Source organism: Humibacter soli, from assembly GCF_054779035.1.
Genome location: NZ_BAAGYX010000001.1, coordinates 1,435,550 through 1,454,580, shown reverse-complemented (window position 1 = coordinate 1,454,580; position 19,031 = coordinate 1,435,550). Strand labels below are relative to the sequence as shown.

The window sequence follows — 19,031 nt, the reverse complement described above, 5'->3', positions numbered from 1 at the left end:
TCGCACCGATGTGCGCGGGAGTCACGCGCCGACGTACTCCGCGAGGTGCTCGCCCGTCAGTGTGGATCGCGCGGTGACGAGGTCCGTCGGCGTGCCCTCGAAGACGATGCGTCCGCCGTCATGGCCTGCGCCCGGGCCGAGGTCGATGATCCAGTCGGCGTGCGCCATCACGGCCTGGTGATGCTCGACGACGATGACCGACTTGCCGCCGTCGACGAGCCTGTCGAGCAGTGCGAGCAGGTTGTCGACATCCGCGAGGTGCAGGCCTGCCGTCGGCTCGTCGAGCACCAGGATGCCCCCCTTCTCTCCCATGTGCGTCGCCAGCTTGAGGCGTTGCCGCTCGCCGCCGGACAGCGTGGTCAGCGGCTGCCCGATCGTGAGATAGCCGAGCCCGACGGCCGCGAGGCGGTCGAGCACCGTCGATGCGGCGGGGGTGCGGGCATCCGTCTCGGCGAAGAACGCCTGGGCTTCGATCACCGACATGCCGAGCACCTCGCTGATGTCGCGCCCAGCGAGCTTGTACTCCAGCACCGCCTGGTTGAACCGCTTGCCGCCGCACTCGTCGCACACCGTGGTGACGGAGGCCATCACGCCGAGGTCCGTCTCGATGACCCCGGCACCGTTGCAGACGGGGCATGCGCCTTCGGAGTTCGACGAGAACAGCGCAGGCTTCACCCCATTGGCCTTCGCGAAGGCCTTGCGGATCGGGTCGAGCAGGCCGGTGTAGGTGGCAGGGTTGCTCCGCCGCGACCCCTTGATCGGCGCCTGGTCCACCCAGACGACGCCGTCGCGTCCCGCGACCGAGCCGCTCACGAGCGAACTCTTGCCCGACCCGGCGACGCCGGTCATGACGACCAGCACGCCGAGCGGAATGTCGACATCCACATCTTTCAGGTTGTGAGTGGATGCCCCGCGCACCTCGAGTGCACCTGTGGCGCTCCGCACGGTCGATTTGAGCTGTGCACGGTCGCTGAGGTGCCGCCCGGTGATCGTGTCGCTGTCGCGCAGCTCGGCGACGGTGCCTTCGAAGCACACCTCGCCTCCGGCGGCGCCGGCACCCGGACCGAGGTCGACGACGTGGTCGCCGATCTCGATCACCTCCGGCTTGTGCTCGACGACAAGCACCGTGTTCCCCTTGTCGCGCAGCTGCTTGAGCAACCGGCTCATCCGCTTGATGTCGTGCGGATGCAGACCGACGCTCGGCTCGTCGAACACGTAGGTGACGTCGGTGAGCGCCGACCCGAGGTGCCTGATCATCTTGGTGCGCTGCGCCTCACCGCCCGACAGCGTGCCTGCCGACCGATCGAGTGAGAGGTATCCGAGCCCGATCTCGACGAAAGAGTCGAGCAGCTCCTGCAGCGCCTGCAGCAGAGGAGCGACCTGCGGATAGTCGAGGCCGCGCACCCAGGCGGCGAGGTCCGAGATCTGCATGGCACAGGCATCCGCGATGCTGATGCCTGCCACCTTGGATGACCGGGCAAGCGCGCTCAGCCGCGTGCCGTCGCACTCAGGGCAGGTGCCGAACGCGATGGCGCGCTCGACGAAGGCCCGGATGTGGGGCTGCATGGCGTCGACATCCTTCGACAGCATCGACTTCGTGATCTTGGGGATCAGCCCTTCGTAGGTCAGGTTGATGCCCTCGACCTTGATCTTCGTCGGTTCCTTGTAGAGCAGATCGTTCAGCTGCTTCTTCGTGAATTGGCGGATCGGCTTGTCGGGGTCGAAGAATCCGGACTCGCGCAGGATGCGGCCGAACCATCCGTCCATGCTGTACCCGGGAATCGTGAGCGCGCCCTCGTTGAGCGACTTCGAGTCGTCGTAGAGCGCCGTGAGGTCGAAGTCCTGCACGGTTCCGCGGCCCTCGCAGCGAGGGCACATTCCGCCGACGATCGCGAAGCTGCGGCGCTCCTTGATCTCGGCGCCGTTCTTCTGCACCGTCACGGCCCCGGCGCCGCTGATCGACGCGATGTTGAACGAGAACGCCTTGGGGCCGCCGATCTGCGGATCGCCGAGGCGGGCGAACAGGATGCGCAGCAGGGCGTTCGCGTCGGTCGCGGTCCCCACCGTCGAACGGGGATCCGACCCCATGCGCTCCTGGCTCACCGCGATCGCTGTGGTGAGGCCGTCGAGCACGTCGACATCCGGACGCGTGAGGGTCGGCATGAAGCTCTGCACGAAGGTGCTGTAGGTCTCGTTGATGAGCCGCTGCGACTCCGCGGCGATCGTGCCGAACACGAGGGAGCTCTTGCCCGAGCCCGAGAGGCCGGTGAACACGGTCAAGCGGCGCTTCGGAATCTCGAGGCTGACATCCTTCAGATTGTTCACCCGCGCACCGTGCACGCGGATCACCTCGTGGGCGTCCGCGCGATCCGCCGTCTGCTCCTGCAACGGTGCCGTGTCGATGCTCATCCTGTCCTCCTGTTGTGCCGAACGAGAACCAGGTTAACCGCGGCCCGAGGTGCAGGGCTTCTCCGATCGTGCTCGATCCGGCTCTGCGCCGTGTCTACCGGTCGACCGGGTCGACTGTCATTCCATCGCTGGTCAGGATGACGAGCCGTCCGGTTGCTCTCGTCATCGCCACGTACCGGTCGACCGCCCCCTCTATGCCGTCCCCGAATTCCTGTGGATCCACGAGCACCACCAGATCGAACTCCAGGCCCTTCACGTATTCGGGGGAGAGCGACCGTACCCGCGGCAGCGCCTTGAACCCCGGGTCGCCGACAACGCAGGCGATGCCCTCGTCGTGCGCGGCGAGCCAGGTGTCCACGACGAAGTCGAGTTCGGCCGTCGACCGGTGCACGACCGGCAGCCCGCTGCTGCGGATGGAGATCGGCACGTTCGCGTCGGGCAGCGCGGCGAGGATGACCGGCGCCGCTTCCGCCATCACTTCCTCCGGGGTGCGGTAGTTGATGCTCAGCGACGTCATCGTCACCTCCGAGAGACCGACGCGCTCCAGTCGCTCGCGCCAGGTCTCGGTGAAACCGTGCCGCGCCTGCGCCCGATCGCCGACGATCGTGAAGCTCCTCGACGGGCAGCGCAGCAGCAGCATCTGCCACTCGGCATCCGTGAGCTCCTGGGCTTCATCGACGATCACGTGGGCGAATGGTCCGGCCAGCAGGTCGGGGTCGACGCTCGGGAGCGCCGCGTCGTCGACCAGGGAGTTCTGCGCGTCCTGCTCGCGGAGCATCCGCATCAGCAGCATCTCGCTGTCGTCGGACTCGATGAGGTGATCGATGACGTTGGCTCGTTCTTCCCGCTCGGACGCGAGCGTCGCCTCGCGTCTGCGTGCTTGCCGAGCGGCTTGCGGGTCGCCGATGCGCTGGCGGGCGGCATCCAGGTACGGAAGGTCCGACACGGTCCAGGCTCGCGGCTCATCCCGCTGCAGCAGGCGGATGTCCGACGACGACAGCCACGGCGCGCAGAGTCTCAGGTACTGGGGGACCGACCACAGGTCGCCGATGACGCCTGCTGGGTCGAGCAATGGCCATGCCGTCGCGAACGCGCCGGTCAGCTCCTCGTTCCTGGAGAGCTCCCTGCGGATCAGGTGCGGAGGGGCATCCTCGTCGTCGAGCTGGTCGATCAGAGTCTCGAGCAGCGCTTCCCAGACCTGGTCGCGTGCCTCGTTGTGCGTGAGGGAGCCATCCGGTTCCCCGAACGCCCCTGCCCACTCCGTCGCGGTCAGCTCCAGATCGCCCCACTCGGTCTCGATCGTCAGTTCCGTGGTCGGCGGCTGTTCGTAATAGTCGACGGCCGCGGTCACGGCAGCGAGCAGGCGACCGGATGCCTTCGCCCTCGCCACCTCCTGGTCGCGCTCCGTCACCGCGGTCTCACCCTCTTGCACGAGGCCGCGCAGCGTACAGATCTGCACGCTTTCCTCTCCCAGGCTGGGCAGAACGTCGTCCACATAAGAGAGGTATGCGGGATTCGGGCCTATGAACAGCACTCCACCACCACCCTGGGTGATCCGTGGCTCCGAATAGAGAAGGTAGGCGGCGCGGTAGAGCGCGACGACGGTCTTGCCCGTTCCGGGGCCGCCGTCGACGACGAGCGCACCGCGCGATCCCGCGCGGATGATCGCGTCCTGGTCGGACTCGATCGTGCTGAGTACGTCGCGCATCCGCTCCGACCGGCTGCTCCCGAGACTCGCGATGAAGGCCGATTGGTCATCAAGCGCCGCGCGGCTCTCGAGCGCCTCAGCGGTGAACACCTCGTCCCAGTAGTCCGTGATGCGACCTCGCGTCCAGCGATACCTGCGACGGCTCACCAGTCCCATCGGGTTCGCGTGGGTGGCGGCGAAATAGGGCTCCGCGGCCGGCGCTCGCCAATCGACCATCAGCTGGCGGCCTTTGTCGTCCATGAGCCCGAGTCGTCCGATGTACAGCGGTTGCCCATCGCCCTCGCGCACCACTCGGCCGAGGCACAGATCGAGACCGTAGCGGCGCAGAACGCGCAGCTGAGAGGTGACGCGGTGGATCTCGATGTCCCGGTCCATCGCGGCCTGACCGCTGCCGCCTGCCTGCAGGCGAAGCTCCGCGAGCCGGTCGGCGAGGCCGTCGATCTGCTCCTGCAGGCTGTCGGCGATCGTTGCGAACTGCTGCCGGTCGCGCGCGATCAGGGCAGGGTCGGCCTTGGCCGAAAGCCGGTCGGGAAGGTTGAACGCATCAGTGTTCGTGAGGGTCAATGGGCTCCGATGTCGAGAGGGATGCCGCGGGAGGGGTGGCTGGCGCACGATTCTCCCTCGCAGATGGGGCCTTGTGGCAAGCCCCCTCTGCCGACGTATCCTGGAAATGCGAGGGGGATCATGGACGATTACGCCTGGGTGCTGAAGGATGCCGAACGAGACCTGATCCGCGAGGTCGAGCCGGACCGGCTGAACTCTCTGGACGAGGACGGACTCCTTGCGCTTCACAAGCGGGTGAGGCGAGCGCGCAACAAGCACGTGAGGAACGCGCGGCGCAAAGCTGCTGCGGATGTCGTCGCGACCGGGGATCGCGGGGAGGCCGGCAAGCGTGGTGCCAAGAGCCGAGTACGTGCCGAGGCGTTCGAAGAGGCGCTCTCGCTCGTCTCCGCGAGGCTCGCCGATGTCGCGCACGAGCAGGCCCAGCAGCTCAGGGAGGAGCGGCTCGCCCGTGCCCGCGAAGGACGGGGGACCGGACCGGAATCGACTCCGTCCGCCGCGGGCAAGGTGTCGGACGCCGGGCGCTCTCGCGAATACGAGCAGGGCCCTGGCAACCTCAAGCGCGACGCGTCGACGATCGCGGAGGGAGCCCGCAACCAGGCGAAGCGCGACTCGCGCTGAGCGCCTCTGCACCACCGCCCTAGGCGAGCAAAGGCCCGGTCAGAATTGCTTCTGACCGGGCCTTCTTGGTTGCGGGGACAGGATTTGAACCTGCGACCTCTGGGTTATGAGCCCAGCGAGCTACCGAGCTGCTCCACCCCGCGGCACAAGAAGATAGCCTAGCACGGGCTTGGTGCTCGCGTGAAATCGAGGTCGGAAACCGCGTCAGACGACCGCGTTGGATGTCGGCTGGTCGGGCATCCTGAGCCGCGCGACGGCGTCCTCGAGCTCGTCGAGCTGCTTCTCGAGGGTGGCGTCGAGCCGCTCGTCGGAACGGAAGCCGTCGGACTCGATCCGCTGCTCCACCCACGCGATCTCGACGTTGGAGCGCACGCCGAGCATGCCGAGGTTGGCCAGCACGGGTTGGAGAGCCACGACGGCGCGCGTGCCGCCGGCGAGGCCGCCGTAGCTCACGAGTCCGACGGGCTTGCCCGCCCACTCGTGGTAGAGGTAGTCGATCGCGTTCTTCAGTGGCGCCGTGAAGCTGTGGTTGTACTCCGGCATGACGAAGATGAAGGCGTCGGCGGCCTGCACTGCCTCGCTCCATCGCAGGGTGTGCTCGTTGGCGTAGTCGTGCGCCTTCGGATGCCTCGGCTCGTCCATCAGGGGAAGGCCCAGGTCGCGCAGGTCGGCGACGTGCACGTCGAACGCGGCACGCTCCCTGGCGTGGGAGATCGCCCACGAGCCCACGGCGCCTCCGACGCGGGACGGCCGGGTGCTCGCGATCAGGACGAGAAGCCGGCTCATCGTGCGCCCCCTGCCTCGGTCAGATCGACGACGTCCAACGGGCGGCCCTCCCAGCGCGCCCAGTCGTCGCTGAACGCGCTCGCCGCCATGAGGAGCTGGGGCAGCACGTCGTCGATCAGCGTCTCCATGCTGGTCTCCATGGCGTGGGCGTTCACGTTCATCGCGGCCACCACCTGACCATCGCTGCCTCGCACGGGAGCGGCGACCGAACGGATCGCCGGGGCCAACTGCTGGTCGGTGGCGGCCCATCCGCGAGCCCGCACCTCGCGCAGCGTCGCCACGATCTCCGCCTCGTCCGGCTGCCAGGCCGCTTTCACCGGCGAGAGTGACGGGATGGCGAGCGTTCGCGTCAGTTCGGCCTCAGGCAGTCCGGCCAGGAGTACCTTGCCGAGCGAGGTCTGAAGGGCCGGGAAGCGGGTTCCGATCGTCACCGAGAGCGTCACGAGCTTCGGAACCGCAACGCGCGCGACATAGACGATGTCGGAGCCGTCCAGTTGGGCGATCGAACACGATTCGTGCACGTTCTTCACCAACTCGACCAGATGCGGATGCGCGACATCCCACACGCTGCTCGACGAGATGTAGGCCATCCCGAGGTCGAGCACCTTGGCCGTCAGCTCGAAGCCGCCATCGCTTCCTCGCACGTAGCCGAGCTCGTCGAGCGTGACGAGGATGCGCCTGGCAGTCGGGCGAGCGAGTCCCGTTCGTGTCGCGACCTCGCTCAAGGTCAGCACCCTCTTGGAGGAGTCGAACGCGCGAAGCACGTCGAGACCGCGGGCGAGGGATTCGATGAAATCCGGTGCAGAGCCACGCATGAACGCGAGTATAGCCACGAAGCGGACGAGTGTCCGTAGATTCTCCACCGCGACATATACAACTTTGAGCTGCCTATTGACGGCCTGCCACCAATGGACGTTGAATGGCAAAGTCCGTACAGCGGACAGTTGTCCGACGAATCGATGGAGTTCGATGACCGTCTCATCAGCAGCCGATGTCGCCGCTACGCGGTCTTCACCGATCGACGATGCGATCGCGAGCGCTACCGGTCCGCTGGCCGGTCTGGTGGTCGCGGACCTCTCCCGCGTTCTCGCCGGGCCCTATGCCACCCAGTTGCTGGCCGACCTCGGCGCCACCGTCATCAAGGTGGAGGGTCCGGACGGCGACGAGACCAGGGCGTGGACACCCCCCGAGCACAACGGCGTCTCGACGTACTACCTGGGCATCAACCGCAACAAGTACGACATCGTGCTCGACTTCCGCGACGATGCCGATCGGGCCGTCGCGCGGTCGCTGACGGCCCGCGCGGACGTCGTGATCGAGAACTTCAAGCCGGGCGGGCTGGCCAAGTTCGGTCTCGACTACGAGAGCGTCGCCGCCGCGAACCCCTCAGTCGTCTACGTGTCGATCAGCGGCTTCGGTGCAGCCGGCGGGGCATCCCTACCGGGCTACGACCTCATCGTGCAGGCCACCTCGGGGCTGATGAGCCTCACCGGCCCGGCCGACGGCCCTGCCTACCGCAGCGGCGTCTCGGTCTTCGACATCATGACGGGGCTGCACGCGACGATCGGGATGCTCGCGGCCCTCCGCCATCGCGACGGCACGGGAGAGGGTCAGCACGTCGAAGTGAACCTGCTGTCGACTGCGCTCGCCGCGATGGCCAACCACAGCTCGACCTATGTGGCCGGGGGCCGGATCCCGTTCCGCATGGGCAACGCCCACCCCAGCCTGTTCCCGTACGAGCCGCTGCCCGCGAGCGACGGCGACATCATCGTCGTGGCGGCCAACAACGGGCAGTTCCGCAGGCTGGCCGCAGCACTCGCACGTCCTGAGTTGGCGGATGACCCCCGGTTCGCCGAGACCGAGCTCCGCAACATCAACCGGGAGCAGCTGCGGCCGCTGCTCGTCGATGCGCTCGCCCAACACACCGCTGGCGAGTGGTACGACATCCTGACCGCCGTCGGAGTGCCGTGCGGACCGATCAACACGATCGACGGTGGCGTCGCTCTTGCGGAGCGGCTGGGGCTCGATCCCGTCGTCGCCGTGGGGGAGGGTGATGACGCCGTTCCCATGGTCCGCAATCCGATCGGGTTCTCGCGCACGCCGGCGACCTACCGGTCCGCGGCGCCCACGCTGGGCCAGCACAGTCGCCAGGTGCGCGACTGGATCGCACGAGGAGGCACGAGATGACCGAGTACCCGACAGGCATCGGAACAAGCGATCGCGACTCGATCACGCTGCTCGGCCACGATCTCGCGGGCGAGCTGATGGGCAAGGTGGGCTTCGGTGAGCTGGCGTACTGGCTCGCGACCAAGCGTCGTCCCACTGCCGGGCAGCTGCGCGTGTTCGAGGCCGTGCTCGTCTCGCTCGCAGACCACGGGTTCACTCCCACCGCCATCGCGGCACGGCTCACGCTCTACAGCGCGCCCGACTCGCTGCAGGGAGCGATGGCCGCCGGCCTGCTGGGTGGCGGATCGCGGTTCCTCGGCGTCACCGAGGACACCGGCGCCTACCTCCACGCCATCGTCGAGACGTGCGGAGACACCTCGGAGTGGGATGACAGCGACTGGGACGCCATCGCCGCCGCGGTGCTCGTTCGCGCGAAGGAAGACGGTCGCAAGGTGCCCGGCCTCGGGCATCCCGTGCACAAGCACGGCGACCCGCGCACCCCCGTGATGATCGCGATCGCCGATGAGGAAGGGGTGACGGGACCGCACCTTCGGCTCTTCCAGGCGATCGGCCGCATGGCACCGGAGGTGCTCGGTCGAGCACTTCCGCTGAACGGCGCGGGCGTGGCGGGTGCGGCACTGGCCGACGCCGGCCTTCCGGTGCCGATGCTGCGCGGCTTCGCCCTTCTGGCGCGTGCGGCCGGCTTGATCGGCCAGCTCGCCGAAGAGCTCGAAGACCCGATCGGCCCGCTCGTGTACGACGAGGTCGACCGACACGCGCTGTACCGACCCGCGACATCCCGACCCGCGACATCCGACCGAGGAGACGACTGAGCATGGCAACACTGAGCGCGGTGCTCGCAACGACGCATCACCCGTTCTTCCTGAAGGCGACAGAGCTCACGCCGCAGGCGGAGCGCATCCCGCAGGCTGCGGAGTGGAAACGCAAGGTCGAGGCGTACCGCGCGACGCTCACCGCCGCGAAGCCCGACCTCCTGGTGATGGTGGGATCGGACCACTTCCACCAGTTCTTCCTCGACAACCTGCCCACCTTCCTCATCGGCAAGCAACCCGCCTACGACGCGACGTTCTACAACGAGGAACGTGAGTTCAGCATCCCGAAGTACACGCTGCAGGGTGATGAGGACCTCTCCGGCTACATGTTCCAAGGCCTGCTCGATCGCGGATTCGACTTCGCGATCAGCCACGAGCTCAAGCTCGACCACTCGATCATCTGCCCCATCATCACGACCAGGCCGCAGGCCGACCTCCCGGTCGTGCCGATCTACACGAACATCTTCGCGCCGCCCCTTCCGAGCGCCCGCCGCTACTACGACCTGGGGCGGGCCATCCGCTCGATCATCGACGAGTATCCGTCGGAGAAGCGCATCGCCGCGATCGGCAGCGGGCATCTGTCGCTCGAGCTGGGCGGCCCGAGGCAGTTCGGCGAGCACGGGCCCGACCCCGAGTGGGACCTGAAGGCGATCGACTGGCTCGCCAGAGGAGACGTGGATGCCGTGCTGAACGATGTCACGTTCGAGAAGCTCTCGGCGTCGGGCAACGCCACGCCCGGCTTCCTCGATCTCGTGCTCATGCTCGGCATCGCAGGACCGGAGAGGGCCGCCTACGTCGACGACCTCGATCTGTTCCACACCAGGGAGATGTATGTGACCTGGTACCCGAACGGTGATCCCCGGTGAGGAAGGCAGACCAGTGAGGAAGGCAGACCGGTGAGCAAGTACTACGTCGACAAGTTCCTCTACCAGGTCGATCGGGATCCCGAGCGGCTCGCGCAGTACAAGTCGGATCCGGCGGCGGCAGTCGATCGCTGGGAGCGGGAGCTCGGGGTGATGCTGGGAACCAGAGATGCCGTCGAGACGACGACCTGGCTCAGCCTGACCGACGAGGAGCGTACCGCCCTGATCGCGCACGACTACGTCGCTCTCTTCGAGCTCGGTGCGCACTACTTCCTCACGCTGACCATCTTCATCGCGCTCTACGACGAGGAGTACGCGGCCCGGTCTGGTCCCCTGTCGTTCCAGCGCGAGTATGCCGCCAAGCTCTCGCACTGGCTCGGCAGGCAGTACCCCTCGGTCGCACCCTGACCGGGACGACCGCACCGGCGGCCGCTCGCTCCGCGACATCATCAGCACCTCCATGAACCCGGCGAAGGAGCCAACCATGAACCCGAACCCGCAAGAATCCGTCCCTCAGCCCGCTGTCGGTCAGCCCATTGTGTTCCGAGGAGGCACGGTTCTGACGATGGATGACCGGCACACCGTGCTGCATGATGCCGACGTGCTCGTCGTCGACGACCGCATCGCCGCAGTCGGCCGGCACCTCGAGGTGCCGCTGGGGGCCTTCGAGATCGACGCGACCGGCGGCATCGTCATGCCGGGCATGGTCGACACCCACCGGCACATGTGGCAGACGGCGATGCGCGGCTACGGCGCGGACTGGACTCTGACCCAGTACTTCGTCTGGTACTACCTCGAACACGGAAGGGCGTTCCGCCCGGAGGACATGTACGCGGGCAACCTCGTCTCGGCCCTCGATGCTCTCGACGCGGGCGTGACCACGTCCGTCGACTGGTCGCACGGCCTGCAGACCGTCGATCACGCCGAGGCTGCGCTCGAGGCCCTCACGTCGACAGCCGGCCGGTTCGTCTTCGCCTACGGCGATATCTTCGACGGCCCGTGGGAGTGGTCGGTGCGCGAGGACGTGCAGCGGTTCATCCGCGATCACAACACCGGTGGAGACAAGCTGAGGTTCCAGCTCGCGTTCGACGTGACCGGCGACCCGTCCTTCCCCGAGCGCACGGCGTTCGAGGCGGCGAGAGAGCTCGGACTCACCGTCACCACCCACGCGGGAGTGTGGGGTGCGACGAACGACGACGGCATCCGCCTCATGTACGAGGGCGGCTTCATGACACCGGGCACTGTCTACGTGCACGCCGCCACCCTCAATGCCGACTCGTACCAGCGCATCGCGGCGACGGGCGGCACGGTGTCGCTGTCGACCGAGAGCGAGGAGAGCTGCGGCCAGGGCTACCCACCGTCGTGGGTTCTCCGCAGTCACGCCATCCCTGTGTCGCTCTCCGTCGACACCAGCGTGTGGTTCTCCAGCGACCTCTTCACGGCGATGCGCGCCACCCTCGGCGCCGACCGCGCCCACGAGCACCTCATCGCACACGAGAAGGGCGACACGGTGACGCACTCGCACCTGCGCGCAGAGCACGTCGTGGACTGGGCAACGCGCGGGGGTGCCAAGGCGCTCGGGCTCGACGACGTCGTCGGCAGCCTCGAGGAGGGCAAGAAGGCCGACGTCGTTCTGCTGAAGAACGATCAGTCGCCGACCATGTTCCCGATCGTCAACCCGTACGGACACGTCGCGCTCCAGGCAGGAAGGGGCGACGTGCACACCGTTCTCGTCGACGGCGCGGTCGTGAAGAGCGAGCACCGCCTGGTCGGAGCCGATCTGTCCCGTGCGCGATCGCTCGTGGAGTCCACCGTCGAGCACCTGCGCTCGACACTCGGAGAGGATGTCTGGCAGGCGGGCATGAACCCGGACATCCCCGAGACGAAGATCCTCGACAACCCGTACACGTACACGGAGTTCCGCACGGCGGCGACGCACTCGGCCTGAACGGCAACGGCCTAACCTGGAGTCATGCCGGCCCGTTCCCCCTCCAACGACTCCGTCGCGGTCGCCGTCGCCCAGTTCGCGCCGGGAGACGACCCTGCAGCGAATCTCGAGTCGATCCGCGAGCTGGCGGATGTCGCGGCCGGCCGCGGAGCGCGCCTCGTGGTCTTCCCCGAGTATTCGTCGTTCTTCGTGCATCCTGTCGACGCGCGGTTCCTCGATCACGCAGAGCCGCTCGACGGAACCTTCACCGCGACGCTCGCGACGATCGCCGACGAGCTGAACGTGACGATCGTCGCCGGTCTCGCCGAGCGGTCGGACGACGTCGGCCGCTTCTTCAACACCGTCGTCGCGGTGGGGCCGGGCTCGGGCATCCTCGCTGCGTATCGCAAGCAGCATCTCTACGACGCGTTCGGCGGCCGGGAGTCCGATGTGGTGCAGCCGGGCCCGCTCGCGCGACCGCAGCTGTTCGAGGTCGACGGTCTCGTCGTCGGGCTGCAGACGTGTTACGACCTGAGATTCCCCGAGGTGACCCGAACGATCGTGGATGCCGGTGCAGAGGTCATCCTCGTCCCGAGCGAGTGGGTGCGGGGTCCGCTCAAGGAGTACCACTGGCGCGCGCTCATCACGGCGAGGGCGATCGAGAACACGGCCTTCGTGGTGGCGGCGGACCACATCGGGCCGATCGGGGTCGGCTCGAGCATGATCGTCGACCCGATGGGCGTCGTCGTCGCGGATGCCGGTGACGAGCCCGGTGTCGCAATCGCGTGGCTCTCCCGCGGCCGCCTCGGACGAGTCAGGGAGATCAATCCCGCTCTCGCCCTCCGCCGCTACTCGGTCGTACCGAGGTCCTGACGCCCTAGCGTCGGAGTTGTGCGAGCTGTTCCGCCGCGCGCTCGAGCACGTCCACCCGCTTGCAGAACGCGAAGCGCACCAGCGAAGCCGCCTCCTCACGCATCCGCGGCCCGCAGAACGCGGTGATCGGCACGGCGACCACGCCGGCGAGGTGGGGGAGTTCGCGACAGAGGGCCATGGCATCCGCATAGCCGAGGGGAGCGGCATCCGCCACCACGAAGTACGAGCCGTGCGAGGCGAACACGTCGAAGCCTGCTGCGTCGAGGCCGGCGGAGAGCAGGTCGCGCTTCGCCGCCAGCGTCGCGGCCGCGTCGGTGAAGAAGGAGTCGGGCATCCTCAGTCCCGTCGCGATGGCCGGCTGAAAGGGCGCACCGTTCACGTACGTCAGGAACTGCTTCACTGCGGTGATCGCCGTGACGAGTTCAGGTCGGGCGGTGACCCAGCCGATCTTCCACCCCGTCATGCTGAACGTCTTGCCGCCCGACGAGATGGACACCGTGCGATCGGATGCCCCGGGAAGGGTTGCGATCGCAACGTGGGGCCGGTCGAACGTGAGGTGCTCGTACACCTCGTCGGTCACGATGATCGCGTCGTGACGGACGGCGAGCTCGACGATGGTCTCGAGGGTCTGACGATCGAACACCGCACCAGTCGGGTTGTGCGGATCGTTCACCAGGATGACCCGCGTGCGGTCCGTCACGGCGGCCCTCAGCTCGTCGAGGTCCGGCGCGAAGTGCGGCGCGCGCAGCGGCACCGTGCGATGCACACCTCCCGCCAGGGCGATCGTCGCGCCGTATGCGTCGTAGAAGGGCTCGAACGTGACCACTTCGTCGCCGGTCTCCACGAGCGCCAGAAGCGTCGCCGCGAGGGCCTCGGTGGCGCCGGCCGTGACGAGCACCTCGCGATCGGGGTCGACGGCGAGGCCGTAGAACCGCTGCTGGTGCTCGGCGATCGCCTCGCGCAGCACCGGCATTCCGATGCCCGGCGGGTACTGGTTGACGCCGTCGCGGATGCACCGCACTGCCGCCTCGAGCACCTCTGCGGGGCCGTCCTCGTCGGGGAACCCCTGGCCGAGGTTGACCGCGTCCGTTCTCGCAGCGAGGGCGCTCATCTCGGCGAAGATCGTGGCGGACACGGTGCCGTCATCACTCAGCAGGCCCGCACCGTGTGCCGCCCGCTGCCAGGGACCGGGGATCAACGTCGTCATCTCGCCTCCGTGTTTCGCACACCCAAACTATCGTCGCGCGCAACTGCTCATAACGGATGCCCACGGCCCCGGTCCAAAGCCCTACCGTTGTGACATGTCGTTGCGTCGACGGATGACCGCAGTAGCACTCGCGCTGCTCACCGCCCTGGCGCTCACCGGCTGCACCATGGTGTCGCCCGCGCCGATTCCCGCGCCGGCGATGACCTCCGATGCAGTGGCACTTGCCGCCGCGACGAAGACGTACGCGGCGTATCTCAAGGCCTCGGACGAGATCTACCACGATGGCGGAGCCGGCACGGATCGCATCCAGCCGTACATGACTCCGTCCGCCTACAAGAACGCCTCGTCGTCCTTCGGGCTGCTTCGAGATCGTGGCTGGCATACGACGGGCGCCTCCACCTTCACGGACTTCAGGCTTGAACACTTCACGTCGAAGACCGTCTCTGCCTTCCTGTGCTCCGACGTGTCCAAGGTGCGCGTTCTCGACAAGAAGGGAACGGACGTGACACCCGCCTCGCGATCAGAGGTGCTTCCGCTGCAGGTCACCTTCAAGGTGGACGGGTCTGCTCTCCAGCTCGACACGAGCGAGACCTGGGCGGGTGAAGACTTCTGCTGACCGTCGCGGGCACCCCTGTGGATAACGGATGCCCGCCGCCCGCGTTTGCCCTACCGTTGCGCCCATGTCCTTGCGCCGACGGATGACAGCAGCCGCACTCGCGCTGCTCACCGCTGCGGCGCTCGCCGGCTGCGCGACGCCGGAGCCGTCGCCGACCCCGACGACAAGGGCGACGTCGGCCCCGCTCTTCGCCTCGGACGCCGAGGCACTGGCCGCCGCCACGAAGGCCTACGCCGCGTACCTCAAGGTGTCGGACGAGATCTCCCACGATGGCGGAAGGAACCCAGAGCGCATCAAGCCGTACGTGACGAAAGCCGAATATGCCAACGAAAGCGCAAGCTTCACGTCGCTCGCCGAGAAGACTTGGCATGCCGCGGGTACTACCAGTTTTGACAAGCTCACGCTCGCAAAAGTAGGCCCACGATCGATCGACGCTTATGTCTGCGTAGATGTGAGTAAGGTTCGACTTCTAGATCCGTCGAATGCAGATGTGACGCCACAATCTACAAGCGAACGCCAACCCATTGACCTCGGCTTCGACTCAGTCGATGGGGTTCTAAGGGTGTCGAGGTCGAGGGTATGGGAATCCACCGGCTATTGCTGAGCGGACTCATCACGATGGGAGTCCTGTCGCCGCTCTTCGTGAGTGGAGCACAAGCGTCGAGTTCCTGCACTCCACTTGAGATCAGGATGGGTGGCTGCTCGACCTCTGGCAATATCTCGGGGGACCACGTCGACGTTGGCGGCCGCACCGGTGTGAGCGGCAGCGGCGACGATGCGAGCGGCGATGACTCAGCGAGTCCGGTCCAGACGGAGCCCTGTATGGGTCCTGTCGGCGCCTGTCTCGCTTCCGGAACGTTCGAGGCGACGTATCCTGCGGTCGCGATGTCCGACCTGGCCTCGTTCTATCCAGAAGCGCCGAGCGTGGTGGGGGAGCCCAACGGCTGGGCGGTGATCGGGCTCGACGCGAACTTCGTCGCCGGTGCGACGGTGCACACGACATCTGGTCCGCTGCTCGGAGTGCGGGCAGACGTGCGGTTCACGCCGTCGGGTTTCGACTGGACCTACGGCGACGGAGTCGGCTCCACAACGGACACCGGCGGACGCACCTGGGAGGCGCTCGGCGTGCCGGAGTTCAGCCCGACTGCGACCAGTCACGTGTATGCGACATCCGGAAAGTATGCTCTCGATCTCGCCGTCGCCTACACCGCAGAGTTCCGTGTCGGCGGGGGCGCGTGGCGCGGCATCCCGGGTACGCTGAGGCTGTCAGCGGCGACATCGACGATCGTCGCCGGCGACGCAGCGACCGTGCTGGTGCAGCGAAATTGCCAGATCGATCCGCGCGGGGCCGGATGCTGACGTCGAGCTTTCCTCGATGATCTGAGACCCATTGGATTGTTCTAGTCGGTTCACAGATTGCCCATAAGCCACGTCCAGCATGACCGCGGATGCTTGGAGTGCTTGGAAGGAGCACGACACAATGACCGACACACCGAAGGGCCCCGAGACTCCGGAGTCCATCCCGCAGCACCCCGCGCAGGATTCGGGTGCCGAAGCACCGGTTCAGCCCGGCGCGACCGCCCAGTCAGACGCAACGCCCCAGCCAGACACGACGGCACAGAACCCGGTGCCAGCACCGGCAGCCGAGCAGGACGGATACCAGCAGACGGCCCAGCAGCCGACGGCACCGCAGCCGCCCGCGCAGGCCGTGCAGCGCACCGCCGACTACGGCTCGGGTTCGTTCGGCGTTCCCAGCACCCAGACGCAGCCCACCGAGCCGCTGCAGCCCCAGCAGAACCAGGGCGCGGCGCAGAACCAGGGTGCTCCCAACCCGTACGCACCGCAGCAGCCGGGTTACAACTACGGCCAGCCGCAGCAGCCCTATGGCCAGCAGGGCTACCAGTACGCGGCGCAGCCCGGCCCCTACGCGCAGCAGGGCCAGCCGACCTACGCTCAGGCGCCCTACACGGGCCAGGCGCACCCGGGTCAGCCCGCGCAGCCGGTTCGCCCGCCGAAGGCCGCCAAGTCGAAGGACGGCAAGAACAACCGCGCCGGTCTCGTCATCACGGGATTCGTCCTCGCGGGCCTGCTCGGTGGGGCTGTCGGTGCCGGAGTCGTCGGCTACTACTCCGTGAACGCGAGCGGTACCAAGACCGTCACCTCGAACGGCGCGACCAGCGTGACCGTGAACGACCCGCAGAACGCGACGGATGTCACCGCTGTGGCGTCGAAGGCGTCGCCGAGTGTCGTGACCATCAACGCGACGGGCAGTCAGGAGGCCGGAACCGGTTCGGGCGTCATCCTGAGCGACGACGGCTACGTGCTGACCAACACCCACGTCGTCACCCTCGACGGTGCGACCGGCAGCGCCACCATCACGGTGAACACGAACGACGGCAAGATCTACAAGGCCAAGGTCGTCGCCACCGACCCGGTGCTCGACCTCGCCGTGATCAAGATGCAGGATGCCAGCGGCCTCACCCCCGCGACGTTCGCCGACTCCGACAAGGTCAACGTCGGTGACACCGCGATCGCCATCGGTGCTCCGCTTGGACTCTCCGGCACCGTCACCGACGGCATCGTGAGCGCACTGAACCGCAGCATCCAGATCGCCTCGTCCGCTGCTCCCAGCCAGGACCAGCAGGACAACGGCGGCCAGGGCAACGGCGGAAACGGAAGCGGCAACGGCGACAACAGCCCGTTCAACTTCTGGAACTTCGACCAGGGCAACGGCAGCGGTGGCAGCGGAAGCTCCGGCCAGTCCAGTGCTCAGAGCACGATCTCGCTCCCGGTCATCCAGACCGACGCCGCGATCAACCCCGGCAACTCCGGTGGTGCGCTGCTCAACGCGAAGGGCGAGGTGATCGGCATCAACGTCGCGATCGCCAGCGCCGGCTCGTCGAGCGACTCGAGCGGCCAGTCCGGCAGCATCGGCGTCGGCTTCGCGATCCCGTCGAACCTCGCTCAGCGCGTCGCGAACGACATCATCAAGAACGGCAAGGCGACCAGCGGTCTGCTGGGAGCCACGGTCGCCGACTCGGCAGCGTCCACCAACGCGACGACCGTCGGCGCGCAGATCAAGTCGGTCACCTCTGGTGGTGCAGCAGCTGCGGCGGGCCTGAAGGCGGATGACATCGTCACCAACTTCAACGGCAAGCCGATCACCGACGCCACGGACCTCACCGCTCAGGTGCGGGCGCTGCCCGGCGGCTCGAAGGCCACCATCACCTATGTGCGCGGCGGTCAGGACAAGACGACCACCGTCACCCTCGGTACCCTGTCCTCCAACTGACACGCGGGACAACGAAGGCCGGGCGCTCACGCGCCCGGCCTTCGCCATGCACACCTCCTGAAGCGTCCTCGCCCGCTGATAGGCTGAGCCGACGATTCGACGAGCGGATGTGATGGCTGAATCCAGCAGCGCGGGCGCAGGTGCGCTTCCCGGTGTCTCATACGTCATGCCTGTTCTGAACGAGGCCCCGTATGTGCGCGCCGCCGTCGAACGCCTCCTCGAGCAGGACTACCGCGGGCCGTATGACATCACGCTCGCCGTCGGTCCGAGCACCGACGGAACAGAAGAGGTGCTCGCCCAGCTCTCGCGCGAGCACCCGAACGTGCGGGTGGTGCCGAACCCTGCGGCGTCGACATCCGCAGGGCTGAACGCGGCGATCCGGGCATCCGCATACCCGGTCGTCATCAGGGTGGACGCGCACTCGCTTCTCCCATCCGACTACACACGCATCGCGGTCGAGACGCTGGTACGCACGGGGGCTGACAACGTCGGCGGACTCATGGATGCCCGCGGAACGACCCCCTTCGAGAAGGCCGTGGCCCGCGCGTACAAGTCGCGCATCGGCCTCGGCGGCACCCAGCACCACGTCGGCGGCAAGGAAGGCCCGGCGCAGACCGCTTACCTCGGGTCGTTCCGACGCGACAAGCTCCAAGCCGTCGGACTCTTCGACGAAGGCGTTCGTCGCGGACAGGACTGGGAGCTCAACCGTCGGCTGCGCGCCGCCGGCGGCACGGTGTGGTTCACTCCGCGACTTGTCGTCACCTACCAGCCGCGGTCGAGCATCCGATCTCTCGTCAACCAGTTCTTCGCAACGGGCATGTGGCGGGGGGAGCTCGTGCGCCGCTTCCCCTCCGGCAACTCGCTGCGATACCTTGCACCGCCCGCGCTCGTCGTGCTGCTGGTCGCCGCGATCATCGTCGGCCTGGTCGGACTGGCCGGCCTCATCATCGGTGCGCCGCTCGGATGGCTGACCGTGGCCTTCGTCGTACCCGTGCTGTACGCCGTGTTCGTGGTGATCGCATCGCTCGTCATCGGATCGCGGGACGGGTTCGCCGCAATGCTGAGGTTCATCATCGTTGTACCGACGATCCACCTCAGCTGGGGGGTCGGCTTCATCGGGGGTTTCTTCGAGCTCTCGCACGACCTGCACAGCCGATCGGGGAGGTAGC

17 protein-coding genes and 1 tRNA gene are annotated in these 19,031 nt (G+C 67.3%); 12 read left to right on the top strand and 6 right to left on the bottom strand.

Going from position 1 to position 19,031, the window contains the following annotated elements:
• Window positions 1–21: 21 nt before the first annotated feature.
• Window positions 22–2,409 (bottom strand): excinuclease ABC subunit UvrA, encoded by a 2,388-nt coding sequence (locus tag ACYVDN_RS06865; RefSeq protein WP_460569735.1) that lies wholly within the window; start codon window positions 2,407–2,409, stop codon window positions 22–24.
• Window positions 2,410–2,503: 94 nt separating this feature from the next.
• Complete coding sequence (helR, locus tag ACYVDN_RS06860) at window positions 2,504–4,681, bottom strand: HelD family protein (protein WP_460569733.1); 2,178 nt, start codon at window positions 4,679–4,681, stop codon at window positions 2,504–2,506.
• A 120-nt stretch (window positions 4,682–4,801) separates the two neighbouring features.
• Here helR and ACYVDN_RS06855 point away from each other — a divergent pair, with 120 nt between their 5' ends.
• On the top strand, window positions 4,802–5,299 hold the full coding sequence (locus ACYVDN_RS06855) for a hypothetical protein (RefSeq protein WP_460569731.1): 498 nt from the start codon (window positions 4,802–4,804) through the stop codon (window positions 5,297–5,299).
• Window positions 5,300–5,365: 66 nt separating this feature from the next.
• On the opposite strand, the gene ACYVDN_RS06850 is transcribed toward ACYVDN_RS06855, so the two are convergent.
• The 3 genes from ACYVDN_RS06850 to ACYVDN_RS06840 all read right to left on the bottom strand — a co-directional run bounded on the left by ACYVDN_RS06850 (window position 5,366) and on the right by ACYVDN_RS06840 (window position 6,900).
• Window positions 5,366–5,442: transfer RNA gene (locus ACYVDN_RS06850), tRNA-Met, on the bottom strand.
• A 61-nt stretch (window positions 5,443–5,503) separates the two neighbouring features.
• Window positions 5,504–6,085 carry an NADPH-dependent FMN reductase gene (locus tag ACYVDN_RS06845; protein WP_460569729.1) on the bottom strand — a complete coding sequence of 194 codons (582 nt, stop codon included), beginning with the start codon at window positions 6,083–6,085 and terminating at the stop codon, window positions 5,504–5,506.
• Window positions 6,082–6,900, bottom strand: a complete 819-nt coding sequence (locus ACYVDN_RS06840) for an IclR family transcriptional regulator domain-containing protein (protein ID WP_460569727.1) — start codon at window positions 6,898–6,900, stop codon at window positions 6,082–6,084. The genes ACYVDN_RS06845 and ACYVDN_RS06840 overlap by 4 nt, the downstream gene beginning before the upstream one ends.
• 154 nt (window positions 6,901–7,054) lie before the next feature.
• Here ACYVDN_RS06840 and ACYVDN_RS06835 point away from each other — a divergent pair, with 154 nt between their 5' ends.
• From ACYVDN_RS06835 to ACYVDN_RS06810, 6 genes are all read left to right on the top strand, one after another.
• Window positions 7,055–8,272: a CaiB/BaiF CoA transferase family protein gene (locus ACYVDN_RS06835; RefSeq protein WP_460569725.1), complete on the top strand. Its 1,218-nt coding sequence runs from the start codon at window positions 7,055–7,057 to the stop codon at window positions 8,270–8,272.
• Window positions 8,269–9,084, top strand: a complete 816-nt coding sequence (locus tag ACYVDN_RS06830; RefSeq protein WP_460569723.1) for a citrate synthase family protein — start codon at window positions 8,269–8,271, stop codon at window positions 9,082–9,084. The genes ACYVDN_RS06835 and ACYVDN_RS06830 overlap by 4 nt, the downstream gene beginning before the upstream one ends.
• A 2-nt stretch (window positions 9,085–9,086) precedes the next feature.
• A complete protein-coding gene (locus tag ACYVDN_RS06825) occupies window positions 9,087–9,950 on the top strand; it encodes a class III extradiol ring-cleavage dioxygenase family protein (protein ID WP_460569721.1) in 864 nt (287 codons plus the stop codon).
• A 30-nt stretch (window positions 9,951–9,980) separates the two neighbouring features.
• Window positions 9,981–10,355, top strand: a complete 375-nt coding sequence (locus ACYVDN_RS06820) for a hypothetical protein (protein ID WP_460569719.1) — start codon at window positions 9,981–9,983, stop codon at window positions 10,353–10,355.
• 76 nt (window positions 10,356–10,431) lie between these two features.
• Window positions 10,432–11,895 (top strand): amidohydrolase family protein, encoded by a 1,464-nt coding sequence (locus ACYVDN_RS06815; protein ID WP_460569717.1) that lies wholly within the window; start codon window positions 10,432–10,434, stop codon window positions 11,893–11,895.
• A 24-nt stretch (window positions 11,896–11,919) separates the two neighbouring features.
• Window positions 11,920–12,747, top strand: coding sequence for a carbon-nitrogen hydrolase family protein (locus ACYVDN_RS06810; protein ID WP_460569715.1), 828 nt, complete (start codon window positions 11,920–11,922; stop codon window positions 12,745–12,747).
• Between the two features lie 4 nt (window positions 12,748–12,751).
• Here the strand turns inward: ACYVDN_RS06810 and ACYVDN_RS06805 are convergent, their stop codons facing one another.
• Window positions 12,752–13,954, bottom strand: coding sequence for a pyridoxal phosphate-dependent aminotransferase (locus ACYVDN_RS06805; RefSeq protein WP_460569713.1), 1,203 nt, complete (start codon window positions 13,952–13,954; stop codon window positions 12,752–12,754).
• A 112-nt stretch (window positions 13,955–14,066) separates the two neighbouring features.
• On the opposite strand from ACYVDN_RS06805, the gene ACYVDN_RS06800 reads away from it, so the two are divergent.
• The 5 genes from ACYVDN_RS06800 (at window position 14,067) to ACYVDN_RS06780 (ending at window position 19,030) form a co-directional block, all read left to right on the top strand.
• Window positions 14,067–14,570 (top strand): hypothetical protein, encoded by a 504-nt coding sequence (locus ACYVDN_RS06800; protein WP_460569711.1) that lies wholly within the window; start codon window positions 14,067–14,069, stop codon window positions 14,568–14,570.
• Window positions 14,571–14,634: 64 nt separating this feature from the next.
• Window positions 14,635–15,174, top strand: coding sequence for a hypothetical protein (locus ACYVDN_RS06795; RefSeq protein WP_460569709.1), 540 nt, complete (start codon window positions 14,635–14,637; stop codon window positions 15,172–15,174).
• A gap of 281 nt (window positions 15,175–15,455) precedes the next feature.
• Entirely contained in the window at window positions 15,456–15,929 is a 474-nt protein-coding gene (locus ACYVDN_RS06790; protein ID WP_460569707.1) for a PKD domain-containing protein, read from the top strand.
• 121 nt (window positions 15,930–16,050) lie between these two features.
• Window positions 16,051–17,862, top strand: coding sequence for a S1C family serine protease (locus ACYVDN_RS06785; RefSeq protein ID WP_460569706.1), 1,812 nt, complete (start codon window positions 16,051–16,053; stop codon window positions 17,860–17,862).
• A gap of 112 nt (window positions 17,863–17,974) precedes the next feature.
• Window positions 17,975–19,030, top strand: a complete 1,056-nt coding sequence (locus ACYVDN_RS06780) for a glycosyltransferase family 2 protein (RefSeq protein WP_460569704.1) — start codon at window positions 17,975–17,977, stop codon at window positions 19,028–19,030.
• The last annotated feature ends 1 nt before the right edge of the window (window position 19,031 follow it).